Origin of the sequence: uncultured Bradyrhizobium sp. (genome assembly GCF_964252615.1) — a bacterium.
GTDB lineage: Bacteria > Pseudomonadota > Alphaproteobacteria > Rhizobiales > Xanthobacteraceae > Bradyrhizobium.
In genome coordinates this window covers 46,588-59,153 of sequence record NZ_CAXUNQ010000026.1, presented here as the reverse complement: position 1 = coordinate 59,153, position 12,566 = coordinate 46,588, and the positions used below count along the sequence as shown (strand labels likewise).

At 63.5% G+C, this 12,566-nt stretch carries 9 protein-coding genes; 3 read left to right on the top strand and 6 right to left on the bottom strand.

Going from position 1 to position 12,566, the window contains the following annotated elements; genetic code table 11:
- Positions 1 to 526: 526 nt before the first annotated feature.
- Both ACFE72_RS14655 and ACFE72_RS14650 read right to left on the bottom strand, forming a co-directional pair.
- A complete protein-coding gene (locus tag ACFE72_RS14655; protein ID WP_375413828.1) occupies positions 527 to 1,165 on the bottom strand; it encodes an NrsF family protein in 639 nt (212 codons plus the stop codon).
- Positions 1,166 to 1,167: 2 nt separating this feature from the next.
- Positions 1,168 to 1,713: a sigma-70 family RNA polymerase sigma factor gene (locus ACFE72_RS14650; RefSeq protein ID WP_375413827.1), complete on the bottom strand. Its 546-nt coding sequence runs from the start codon at positions 1,711 to 1,713 to the stop codon at positions 1,168 to 1,170.
- Between the two features lie 314 nt (positions 1,714 to 2,027).
- On the opposite strand from ACFE72_RS14650, the gene ACFE72_RS14645 reads away from it, so the two are divergent.
- The 3 genes from ACFE72_RS14645 to ACFE72_RS14635 all read left to right on the top strand — a co-directional run bounded on the left by ACFE72_RS14645 (position 2,028) and on the right by ACFE72_RS14635 (position 5,253).
- The gene (locus tag ACFE72_RS14645; RefSeq protein ID WP_375413826.1) at positions 2,028 to 2,747 is read left to right on the top strand and encodes a hypothetical protein; all 720 of its coding nucleotides are present in this window, start codon (positions 2,028 to 2,030) and stop codon (positions 2,745 to 2,747) included.
- A 67-nt stretch (positions 2,748 to 2,814) separates the two neighbouring features.
- Positions 2,815 to 3,594 (top strand): enoyl-CoA hydratase, encoded by a 780-nt coding sequence (locus ACFE72_RS14640; protein ID WP_375413825.1) that lies wholly within the window; start codon positions 2,815 to 2,817, stop codon positions 3,592 to 3,594.
- A 297-nt stretch (positions 3,595 to 3,891) separates the two neighbouring features.
- Positions 3,892 to 5,253, top strand: coding sequence for a TolC family outer membrane protein (locus tag ACFE72_RS14635; protein ID WP_375413832.1), 1,362 nt, complete (start codon positions 3,892 to 3,894; stop codon positions 5,251 to 5,253).
- A gap of 99 nt (positions 5,254 to 5,352) precedes the next feature.
- On the opposite strand, the gene ACFE72_RS14630 is transcribed toward ACFE72_RS14635, so the two are convergent.
- The 4 genes from ACFE72_RS14630 to ACFE72_RS14615 all read right to left on the bottom strand — a co-directional run bounded on the left by ACFE72_RS14630 (position 5,353) and on the right by ACFE72_RS14615 (position 12,469).
- Positions 5,353 to 6,279 (bottom strand): ketopantoate reductase family protein, encoded by a 927-nt coding sequence (locus ACFE72_RS14630; protein WP_375413824.1) that lies wholly within the window; start codon positions 6,277 to 6,279, stop codon positions 5,353 to 5,355.
- A gap of 112 nt (positions 6,280 to 6,391) precedes the next feature.
- Positions 6,392 to 9,514: an efflux RND transporter permease subunit gene (locus tag ACFE72_RS14625; RefSeq protein WP_375413823.1), complete on the bottom strand. Its 3,123-nt coding sequence runs from the start codon at positions 9,512 to 9,514 to the stop codon at positions 6,392 to 6,394.
- A 156-nt stretch (positions 9,515 to 9,670) separates the two neighbouring features.
- Positions 9,671 to 10,915: an efflux RND transporter periplasmic adaptor subunit gene (locus tag ACFE72_RS14620; protein ID WP_375413822.1), complete on the bottom strand. Its 1,245-nt coding sequence runs from the start codon at positions 10,913 to 10,915 to the stop codon at positions 9,671 to 9,673.
- 144 nt (positions 10,916 to 11,059) lie between these two features.
- Entirely contained in the window at positions 11,060 to 12,469 is a 1,410-nt protein-coding gene (locus ACFE72_RS14615; RefSeq protein WP_375413821.1) for a CoA transferase, read from the bottom strand.
- Positions 12,470 to 12,566 lie beyond the last annotated feature (97 nt).

Sequence of the window (12,566 nt, the reverse complement as noted above, 5' to 3'; positions counted from 1 at the left end):
CGCCCCGGGGAGCGCGATATTGCAAGACGCCGCACCACACGCTGCGTCAACCGCGAGGCTTGACCCGCGTATCCGTCGCTCTTCGAAAGGCTTTTGCGAAGCAGGATGGATTGCCGGGACAAGCCCGGCCATGACGACCTCCCCCGTGTCCCGGGCGCGATGCGGCATTCTTCATGCCGCTTCGCAGAACCGGGACCCCGGTTTCTTCGCGTCGCAACAACCGGGACCCCGGCTCTGCAGCGCACCGCTCCGCAAGGGCTGCGCGCTGCGCTGCGTCCGGGGAACGCGCCCCGGGGAGCGCGATATTGCAAGACGCCGCACCACACGCTGCGTCAACCGCGGGCTAGACCCGTGTATCCATCGCTCTTCGAAAAAGGCTTTTGCGAAGCAGGATGGATTGCCGGGTCGAGCCCGGCAACGACGGCCTTCCGTCCGGGCAATGACGACCTTCCGTAACTCCGGGCTGACCGAGATTACACCAGATTCGAAGATTACTCATTCCCCGCATGCGCGGAGACGACAGCGATCAGAACTTCAGCACCCGCGATCCCGCAAGCGCACCGATTGCGGTAACCAGCAACGTCGCAAGTGTGTACCAGGTCGCCACGAACAGCGGTGAATCATCGGTGCAATGCGCGGCATATAGCGTCGCCGCCAGCCCCGCCGACAGCAAGCCGGCAAAGGCGCCGGCAACCGCAGGACGCGTTGGCGCGCCATGGCGCAAGCCGATCAGCGCCGCCGCGAGCAGCGGCAGCGCGAGCAGCGGGATCGCGGTCATGCAGACCCGCGAATTGGCTCCGACCAGCCGCGTCATCATCGGCAACCGCTGCGGCATCATCATTTCGCCGCCGATGCCGATGCCGAGCAGGCCGACCGGGATTAGCAGCAGCCACACCCAGCCCTGCGTCGAGACCTCCGGCCGCGACAGATGCACGGCAATCGCGGTGGCGGGCACGGCCAGCGCTAGCGCCACCAGGAATTTCAAGTCGAACAACGGACTGCGCATCGCCGTCATCACATCGGGACGGACGCCCAGTTCCATGACGAACATCGCAAACGACAGCGGCGCCGCGGCCAGCAGCGCCAGCGCCAGCACCAGCGCGACCGGCCATTGGCGATGGCCGTTATCAGCGGCGAGAGTTTGAATGAGTCGCTCGGTGTCCATTCTCATTCTTTCCGCAGTTTGGCGGTGAGGTTTGCCAGCCCGCGATGCAGCGCCACCCGCACCGCGCCCTCGCTCATCGACAGTTTTGCCGCCGTCGCCTTGATCGACGCGCTGTCCACTGCGATCGATCGCAGCACATCGCGCTGGCGCGCCGGCAGGCTTTCGAGATGAGCCGCCACCTCCCGCGCCGGCACGGTTTCCTCGACCGGCTCGCTGGGGATAACTTCCCTGAAGTCATCGATATTGACGAACACCCGGCGGCCGCGGCGGCGCAACGCGTCGATCAGCTTGTTGCGCGCGATCGCGAACAGCCACGGCGCGAACGGGGCGCCGGCGTCCCAGGTATGCCGCTTCAGATGCACTGCCAGTAAGATGTCCTGCACGATGTCCTCGGATTGATCGACCGGTTGACCTGCCCGCGCCAGCCCGCGCCGCGCGCCGGCCCGCAGCACCGGGGCTATGGCGCCGAGCAGTCGCCGGTACGCCGCGCCGTCGCCCGAAATGGCCAACCGCATCAGGCCGGTCCATTCGTCCTCATGATCGCGCACGTGCGCTCCCGCCTGCAATTCGTTTAAGCTTTCAATTTGTTACGCACCGGGGGCTGGATCACGACATCGTGAAATACGGAATGCGGCAAGCATCTGCAAGCATTGCGAACGACGAATCCAGCGTGTTTCAGCCTCATAGCATGATCGTGCCTTGCCGACATCGGGTCCTCCCGGCAACCAAGCGCCGGTCGATGATTGAACGACCTGCCCGCTTTGCCCGGATCAGCCCGAAGATTCCCTTTTTTTGCCCCGCTGTGGACACGCCGGGAGTTCTCTTTGCCTTCGCAAGCTGAACAAGTGGGGAGATTATCGACATGAACACCAAAGCCAGCGGACGCGCGGCATTGATCCTCGCAGCAGGCCTTCTGCTATGGGTCGCGGGTCCGTTGCAGGCAGCGGAGGATGCCGACGGCGGCGCTACCGCGTCGAAACCCGAAATCGCCGCGGGGCCGCCGGGCGCGCTCAGCAAATTCACCAGCCACAGGTCCCGTCATGGGAAGATCGCATCATCGCACCGTAAATCGGTGAAGGTGGCATCCAGGACCTCGACAAAGGCCTCAAAAAAGCAGGCTGTCGATGCCGAAATCGCGTTGAAGGATAGCGACGATCAACCCGCGCTCCCGCCGTCCATCGCCAATGCGAACGCTCAGCTTGCGGCCGCCGACGTGCCGGCGGACAATGCCGGTTCGGTATCCAGCCAGGCCAGCAACATGCTGCGAACCATGGCCGCTAGGCAGGGCGATTCGGCCGCCTTCCCGCAGCCCCCCGCGCCTGCGGCTGAAGCCGAGGTCGTCGCCGCCGATCAGCTCAACGACGTCGATCGCGCCTTGAGCGAGAGCAAAAGTGAGGAAAAGCCTGCTGCGGCGCCGGCAGCCGCCCCGGCGATGGTCCAAGCCCCGGCGGTGAGCCGAGCCCCGGCGGTCGCCGGCAGCAGCGAAACAGCCTGGGATCAGACCTCGCTGGTCGGGAAAATCTTCATCGCTTTCGGCGGGCTGCTGACGCTGGCGTCGGCGGCGCGGATGTTCATGGCGTAGATTCGCGGCACTTGAAGCGTCACCCGTCAACGGGCAGATTACCGGCTTAGTCAGCGCGGGAACGGCCATGAGCACCTTCGAACATATTCTCGTCGAGAGCAAAGGCGCGGTCGGCGTCCTTACGATCAACCGCCCCAAAATGCTCAATGCGCTGTCGTTCGGCGTATTTCGCGAGATTGCGGCAGCGATCGACGACCTCGAAGCCGACGACAAGATCGGCTGCATCCTGCTCACCGGCAGTGAAAAAGCGTTCGCTGCCGGCGCCGACATCAAGGAGATGCAGCCAAAAACCTTCATCGACATGTTCTCCAGCGATTTCACCGCCATAGGCGGCGACCGCGTCGCCCGATGCCGCAAGCCGACCATCGCCGCCATCTCGGGCTATGCACTCGGCGGCGGCTGCGAACTGGCGATGATGTGCGATATCATGATCTGCAGCGACACCGCGAAATTCGGCCAGCCGGAAATCACGCTCGGCACCATTCCCGGCATCGGCGGCACCCAGCGGCTCACCCGCACCATCGGCAAATCCAAGACGATGGATCTCTGCCTCACCGGCCGCATGATGGATGCCGCGGAGGCGGAGCGCTCCGGCCTCGTCAGCCGCGTCGTGCCGGCGGACAGATTGATGGAGGAAGCGCTGGCGATGGCCGAGAAGATCGCCGGCATGTCGCATCCCGCGGCCGCCATGGCCAAGCGCGCGATCAACCGCGCGTTCGAGACACCGCTGGCCGAAGGACTGAATGTCGAGCGCGACCTGTTCCGCTCCACTTTCGCGCTGGAAGACCGCTCCGAAGGCATGGCCGCCTTCATCGAGAAGCGCAAACCGGTGAACAAGAACAGATAGTCACCGCTTCGAACCGAGGAAGAGCTGCGCGGCTGGCGCGGGGACGCCGCGGATTCTCGTTCAAACAACCTGCCATCGATCAACGACGAATGCGTTGTGAAACAGGACCTCGGGTTGACAAGTCACACCTGACAGAAATGCACCGGTTTCCGCGCCGGATGGTTTGCGCAGGCGGTCAACGCCCTCTAAACAGAAAGAGCCGTCGGCGGGGGCAGATGGCCGGGTTTGTTGCGGGATCAAATGGTTGGGCGTGCCGATAGCATTGGCCACGTGGGAAGGCGCGTGCTTCGATCGGGCATGGGCTTTGGCGTAGCCATCTGCCTCGGTTTTTCAGGCGGCATCGCGCAGGCCGAAGGTCTCCCCGAAGCCCTGGCCAAGGCGTATCAAACCAATCCGCAACTCAACGCGGAACGCGCGCGGCAGCGCGGCACCGACGAGAACGTGCCGCAGGCCTTGGCCGGGTACCGGCCGCAGATCGTTGCCAGTCTTGGCGGCGGGTTGCAGGCGGTTCGCGACCTCCTGCCCAATAACACGGTCCAGACGACGGCCCTGAAACCATGGACGATCGGGATCACGGTGACGCAGACGCTGTTCAACGGCTTCAAGACCGCCAACAGCGTGCGCGTGGCGGAACTTCAGGTGCAATCCGGCCGTGAGGCGCTGCGCAATGTCGGCCAGGGCGTGCTGCTCGACGCCGTCACCGCTTATACCAACGTGCTGGCCAACCAATCGCTGGTGGAAGCGCAGCGCGCCAATGTTGCATTCCTGCGCGAAACCCAAGGCATCGTGCAAAAGCGCCTGAATGCAGGCGACGTGACGCCGACGGATACCTCGCAGGCCGAAGCGCGGCTGAACCGCGGCTTGGCTGATCTCAATGCCGTCGAAGTCAATCTGGCCATCAGTCAGGCGACCTACGCGCAGGTGATCGGTAATCCGCCAGGGCGCCTGAACCCGGCCGAGCCGGTGGACCGCTATCTGCCACGCAGCCGCGACGATGCTACGGCGCTGGCTTTCAAGGGACATCCCGCCGTTCTCGCCGCCGGCTTCGACGTCGACGTGGCAACGACGTCGATCAACGTTGCCGAAAGCAGCCTTTATCCGACGGTCACGCTCCAGGGCAGCGCCAGCAGGAGTAGGGATTCAGATCAGACGCTTGGAACGTTCGGTACCGACCAGGCCTCGGTGATCGGCCAAGTCACCGCGCCGATCTACGACGGCGGCACGGCCGCCTCGCAAACCCGGCAGGCCAAGGAAGTCGCGACGCAGAGCAGGCTCGTGCTCGACCAGGTTCGCAATCAGGCGCGCACCGCCGCCACCGGCGCATGGGTCGCGCATGAAGGCGCCAAGATCGCGGTGAGCGCGTCCGAGTCCGAGGTCCGCGCCGCCGGTGTCGCCCTGCAGGGCGTGCAGAAAGAAGCGCAGGGCGGCCAGCGCACCACCCTCGACGTGCTCAACTCGCAGCAGGAACTGACATCCGCCAAAGCCCGGCTGATCGGCGCGCAACGCGACCGCGTGATCGCGTCCTACACCCTGCTCAGCGCGATCGGAAAACTCGACGTGAAGACCTTGGGACTGAACACGCCGGATTATCTGCCCGAAGTGCACTACCACCAGGTGCGCGACGCCTGGCACGGCCTGCGCACGCCGTCAGGGCGATAGACGGCGTCGTCATTACGCGGAGCGATGCGGCGAAGCAATCGGTTGCTGCCGCTGGATTGCTTCGCTGCGCTCGCCGTGATGCTTGGCCCCAAGGCAAAACTACAAAATAAAAGCCCGTTCCCGCGCCTTGATGATGGCGACCACCGTATCGTTGACCGGCGTCGGCACGCCAAGCGGCTTGCCGAGCCGCGGGATCGATCCGTTGATGGCATCGACCTCGCAGCGCCGGCCGGCGTTGTAATCCAGCAGCATCGACGGCTTTGCCCCGGGAATCTTGCCGCCGAGTTTTCGGATGTGCTCGATGGGATCGCCGACGTCCAGTCTTACGCCCGAAGCTTTAGCCACGGCGATGGCCTCCTCGGCACAGCCTCGCGCTACGCTCCAGGCGTCGCGATCCTCAAGGATTTCGCCGACCGTCAGACCGGTGGTGCAGGAGGTTGCGGAAAATGCCACGTTCATGATCAGCTTTTCCCACACCATCTGCGTCACGTCGTCAAACAGCGCGACCTTGAAACCGGCGGACTCCCAGATTTTTGCCGAGGCCTGCAGCAGTTGCTTCGGCAGGCCGGCAAACGCACCGAAGCGGATCATCTCCATGCCGTTATGATGGACGTGGCCGGGTGCGCGGACGGAGGCGCCGAAGCCGCCGACCACGCCGATGGCAATGCGGTCCGCGCCGAGGATGGGAGCGGCGATCTCCGGCGAGCCGAGGCCGTTCTGAATGGTCTGCACAATGGTGCCGGGTCCCAATAGCGGCACGCAGGAATTCGCCGCAGCCTCCACATCGAACGCCTTGGTGGCGATGATGACGAGGTCGCAGGGGCCGATGCCGTCGGTGGTGGTCGAGGCGTGGATCGGCACGGTGCGGTCGCCGCTGGCACCTTCGCAGCGCAAGCCCTTGGCCGCCATCGCCTCGGCATGGTCGGGCCACAGCGTGACGGCGTGAACCTCATGACCCGCGTCGACCATCAGCGCGGCGTAGACCGAGCCCATCGCACCGCAGCCGACGATTGCAATCTTGGCCATGTCGAGTCTCCCATGTTGGCGCCACTGCGAGGAGCAAAGCGACGAAGCAATCCAGTCTTTCCGGAGGCCTCTGATTGCTTCGCATCGCTCGATGACGAGGCGGATCCTTTGTTTATCTCGCCCGGCGCGAGAAAACAGAGATAAGCACCGGCAGCGTTACCAGAATGACCAGCGGCGCCAGCATCATGCCGGTGACGACCACCACCGCCAGCGGTTTTTGCACCTGCGATCCGATGCCCTCCGAGAGCGCTGCCGGCAACAGCCCGACGCCGGCGACCACGCAGGTCATCAGCACGGGCCGCAACTGCAATTCCCCGGTGCGGATCACCGCCCTCGCCCGGTCGTAACCCTCCTCGATCAGCTGATTAAATTGCGACAGGATGATGATGCCGTCCATCACCGCGATGCCGAACAGCGCGATGAATCCGATTGCCGCCGACACGCTGAACGGAATACCCGATATCAGAAGCCCAAGTACACCGCCGAAGATCGCCATCGGGATGACGCTCATCGCGAGCATGGTATCGAGCATCGAACCGAAGTTGAACCACAGCAGCACCGCAATCAGCGCAAGGCTGATGGGCACCACGATCGACAGCCGCTTGATGGCGTCCTGTAGATTGCCGAATTCGCCGACCCACTCGACCCGCGATCCCGGCGGCAGGTGGACTTGCGCCGCGACCTTGTCCTGCGCCTCCTTGATGGCGCTGCCGAGGTCACGCTCGCGCACCGAGAACTTGATCGGCAGATAGCGTTCTTGTTGTTCGCGATAAATATAGGCAGCTCCCGAAATCAGCTGGATCGACGCCACTTCACTCAAGGGAATCTGCGAGATCGCGCCATTCGGACCGGGCGTGCCGATGCGCAGGTTCTGGATCGCCTCGGCGCTGCGGCGATATTCGGGCGCCAGCCGTACGATGATCGGGAAATGCCGGTCGCTTCCGGGCTCGTAGAGATCGCCGGCGCTGTCGCCGCCGATGGCGACACGGATGGTGGCGTTGATATCGCCCGGCGACAGCCCATAGCGCGCGGCGCGGGCGCGGTCGATATCGATCTGAATAGTGGGCTGGCCGAGGGAGGTGAATACCGAAAGGTCGGTGACGCCCTGCACGGTTGCCAGAACCGACTTGATCTTGTTGGCGGTGTCGGTGAGCGCCTGCAGGTCGTTGCCGTAGAGCTTGATGGAGTTTTCCCCCTTCACGCCGGAGACCGCCTCGGCGACGTTGTCCTGCAGATATTGCGAGAAATTGAACTCCACGCCGGGAAATTTGTGCTGAAGCTGCGCCAGCAATTGCGAGGTCAGTTCATCCTTGTCGTGCGTGCCGGGCCAGTCGCCGACCGGTTTCAGCGGCGCGAAGAATTCGGCGTTGAACAGGCCGGCGGCATCGGTGCCGTCGTCGGGACGGCCGTGCTGCGACACCACCGACTCCACCTCGGGACGGCCGCGAATGATCTTGCGCATCTCGTTGACATAGGCGTTGCCCTCCTGCAGCGAGATGGTCGGCGGCAAGGTCGCGCGAATCCAGAGGTTGCCTTCCTCGAGCTTGGGCAGGAATTCGAGGCCCAGCAGCCGGGTGAAAACGATGGTCAGGACCACGAGACCCGTGGCGGCGCCCATCACAAGCTTTCGATTGCCGACCGCCCAGGCCAGTACCGGGGTGTAGATGCGGTGCAGGAACGCCATGATCCGGGTTTCGGTTTCCTCCATATGCGAGGGGAGGATCAGCGCGCTGAGCGCGGGCGTCACCGTGAAAGTCGCGAGCAATCCGCCGGCCAGCGCATAGGCATAAGTCCGCGCCATCGGCCCGAAAATGTTGCCTTCGACGCCGCTCAGCGTAAACAGCGGCAGGAAGGCGGCGACGATGATGGTGGCGGCAAAGAAGATCGAGCGCGACACGTCGGCCGCGGCCGAGAGAATGGCATGGCTCTTCATGCCCATGGTGGTTTCGCGCGAGATGTGGCTCTGCTCGGCTTCTGAAAGGGCCGTGGTTTGCGACAGCCGGCGAAAGATCGCTTCCACCATGATCACGGTGGCGTCCACAATCAATCCGAAATCGATGGCGCCGACCGACAGCAGGTTGGCGGATTCGCCGCGCAGCACCAGGATAATGACGGCGAAAAACAGCGCAAACGGAATGGTGGCGCCGACGATCAGCGCGCTTCGGAGATCGCCCAGGAAAATCCACTGCAGCAGCACGATCAGCAGAATGCCGACCACCATGTTGTGCAGCACCGTATGGGTCGTGATATCGATAAGGTCCTTGCGGTCGTAGATGCGCTCGATTCTCACCCCGGGCGGCAGGATGCTGGAGTTGTTGATCGAGGCTACCAGTTGCTCGACCCGCGTGATGGTCGGCGAACTCTGTTCGCCGCGGCGCATCAGCACGATCCCCTGCACGATGTCGTCGTCCTGATCGAGCCCCGCGATGCCGAGCCGCGGCTTGGCGCCGACCGAAACGGTGGCAATGTCCTTTACGAGAACGGGATTGCCGCCGCTCTGCGATACCATGGTGCTGGCCAGATCGTCGATCGAGCGGATCAGGCCGACGCCGCGCACCACCGCGGACTGCGCACCGATATTGACGGTATTGCCGCCGACGTTGATGTTGGAATTGCCCACGGCCTGCAACAGTTGCGGCAGCGTCAATCCGTAGGCGATCAGCTTGTTGAAATCGACCTGCAGTTCGTAAGTTTTGGTCCTGCCGCCCCAGCCGGTGACGTCGATGACGCCCGGTACGGCGCGGAAGCGGCGCTGCAGCACCCAGTCCTGCAACGTCTTCAAATCGAGAACGCTGTAGTTCGGCGGCCCGGCCAGCCGATAGCGGTAGATTTCGCCGATGGCGCTAAGCGGAGAAATTCCCGGCTGTACATTGCCGGGCAATGGCGCCATCTGCGACAGCCGGTTAAGCACCTGCTGCAGCGCCTCGTCATAGGTATAGTCGAACGAGAACTGCAGCTTGACGTCGGACAGGCCGTACAGCGAGATGGTCCGGATCGTGCGCAGGTTCTTGATGCCGGCGACCTGGGTCTCGATCGGAATGGTGATGTATCGCTCGATTTCTTCCGACGACAGTCCGGGGCTTTGGGTGACGATGTCAACCATCGGCGGGGTGGGATCTGGATAGGCCTCGATATTGAGCTGCTTGAACGCGATCAGTCCGCCGATCATCACGGCTACGAACAAACCCACCATCAGGAAGCGGCGATGGACCGCCAGGGCGACGAGGCGATCCATTCAGATCGGATCTTTCAAAGAAACTGATGGTTTTAAGTTCGTCATGCCGGGCCTTGCTTGTGCCGGACATCCGCGTTCTCCCGCGTTCAAGACGTGGATGGCTGGAGCAAGCTCGGCCATGACGTGCTGGATGTCTTGTGCCAAACCGGAAATGGCCTAGCTCCCCGACGCGGCGCGGTCGATGAACAGGCTGCCCTTGGTAACAATCTGCTCGCCCGGCTTCAGATTACCCTTCACCTCGACAAGATTACCGTTGGTGAGGCCGGTTTTGATCTGACGAAGTTCGATCGACTTGTCCTCGTGCGCGACCCAGAGCCGGACCTGGTCGCCTTCGTAGATCAGCGCCTGCTTCGGTACCCCCACCGACGGCTGGTCACCGGCATCATAGATCGTTACAGCAGCAAACATTTCCGGCTTCAACCGCCCTTCCTTGTTGTCGATGGTGGCGCGCACCAGAAGGCGGCGGCTGGCGGGATCGATCGCCGCCGAAACATAGTTGATACGCCCGGTGAGCACGCGGCCCGGCAGCGCCAACAGGCTGAACGTAATCTCCTGTCCCACCGAAACCAGTGATGCTTCGGTCTCCCGGACAAACGCCGTGAGCCAGACCGTGGAGAGATCTCCGATCACGAACACCGGATCGCTGGCGCCTGCGCTGATATATTGGCCCGGACCGATCTTGCGCTGAACCACCGTGCCTGCGATCGGCGAGAAGATCGTCGTCTCCGGATTGATGCGGCCCTTCTGCCGGAACGTCGCAATGTCATCGTCAGTTAGGCCCAGGATGCGCAGCTTGTTGCGCGCCGCCTCCAGCGCCGTCTCCGCCGAACGCTGGTCGTTCTGCGCCTGGATCAGGGTCGCCTGACTCTGCTGATAATCTTTCAAGGGGACGGCCTTGCCCTCGAACAAATCCTTGGCGCGCTTGTCTTGCAACTGCGCGAGGTCGAGCGCGGACTTCGCTTTGTTCAAGCCGGTCATGGCCGCGATATAGTCGTTCTGGGCCTGCACATTGTCGGCGGCTTCAATGACGAACAGCGCCTGCCCCTGGGTGACCGTGTCGCCCGGGCGTGCCAACAGTTTGGTGACCCGACCGGCATAGGGCGAGAACACCGGCGTTGAGCGGTCCTCATCGACGGCGATCTTGCCCTCGGTGACGTGTTCGGCGCGGAAAGCCCGCTCGGTCACGGGCTCGATGGTCAGGCTGGCCCATTCCGATAGCGTCGGGGTGTAGCGCTGCTGACCTTTGCGGGACTGACTTGACACCTCGGAATTGCCCGGCGGTGCCTTGCCGACATGCAGCAGCCCGTAAACGGCCAAACCTGCGAGTGCCAGCACGACTACGCCAACAGCCAGCCTCCGACGGTTAAACAGCTGAATTTGCTTGATAAATTTCGTCGGCATGGGGCCTTGACTAAAACGTCTGATGTTCCCGCGGCGATTTGCCTCATCGCTGTGCTAATAGTGCCCAATTGATGTTTTAAACAATCTAAAAACACGATCAGGCCCGGTGTTTTAAGTTAAAATTCTGACAGCCTACCAGGCCGGCTAACCGCGCTCCGGCCATTGCGGGGCGTGGCTGCCCAGCGGCATCGCCGGACGCGACCACAGCGCCGGCGTTTTCGACAGCATCGCCGAATGGCGGACCGACCGCAGTGCACCGAAGCCCGAGGAAGTTTCCTCGATAAAAGGCGCGATGGATTCACCCCTCAAATCCTCGGTGGCAAAGCCGTCGGCGACACGGCCGAGACCCCACAGCCATCGGCCGGTCTGCGCCAGCGATACCCGGACATGCCAGCTGCCGCCCTCCCGCGACTGGCGCGCTTTTGCCATCATCGCGCCGAACGCCATCATGTAACCGGTGGCGTGATCGAGCATCTGCGCCGGCAATTCCTTCGGCCCCGCAAGGCCGGCCGCCGCCCCCTCGGCATGGTTGAAACCGGTTGCGGTCTGCACCAGCGAATCGAAGCCACGGCGCGCCGCCCAGGAACTTGTAGAAGACCCGGCGTGACCATAGGCCGACAGCGATACATAAACGATGCCTGGGCTGATCCGCGCTGCATCCCTGGGCGAAAAACCGAGCGCTGCGATCGCTGCAGGCCGGTATCCTTGTGAGAAAATATCGGTCTGCGCCAGCAGGCCGCGCAGCACGTCCCGCCCCGGTCCAGCTTTGAGATCGACAAAACTCGTCAGCTTACCGCGGCCGGTATCGATGGTGAGCCATGGAATCGACGGCAGAGTCGGGCTGGAGATCAGCATTACGTCGGCGCCATGCACGGCCAAGGTACGGCCTGCAACCGGCCCGGCGATCACCCGTGACAAATCCAGCACCCGTACGCCGGCCAGCGGGCGATCGCCGGGTGGCCAGGGTCTTGGTTCGGCCTCGCCGATTTTTTCGATGCAGATCGGCGGCAATTCTGCCAGTGCCTGGGCATGCGGCAGCGCCGACCATTCGTCATGCGAGCGCATCATCGCGACCACGCCGCCGCGGGCATAGGCCGCGGTCTCGAACGCCTCGCCGTCCCATCGCAGCAGCGCGGCTTGCACTTCGTCGCGTTCCGGCTTGCAGCCCAGCACCTCGCAGACGGCGTCGCGGTGGTGCGGAAAATTGGTGTGCAGCCGCACGAAGCGTCCGTCGCCGGTGTTGTAAATGCCGGCGATAGCGTCCCATGCCGGCCCCGGCGGCTTGCCGTCGACGCGGAGATATCGTTCGGACCGGCATTCGACCACGGCATGGCGCATATCGACCGTGACATCCTGCGATTGCCCGCTGCGCAGACGCCAGTTGTTTGCCGCCGCCAGCCCCGCCGCAGCAATGCTGACCTGCGCTGCGGCGGCCACGCGGAAGGAGGACGGCAGTTGCGGCTCGTCCCCGGTCAGCGTGACGCGGTCGAGGGCGGAGCGATTGCCACCAACTGACGTCCAGAGATCGGCAAGGATTTCGCGAGGGGTTTGCATGGGTCTCATACTCCGTCATGCCCGACCTTGTGCCCGGGCATCCACGTCTTATCCATAACAAACAAGACGTAAATGGCCCGGACAAGCCCGGCCACGA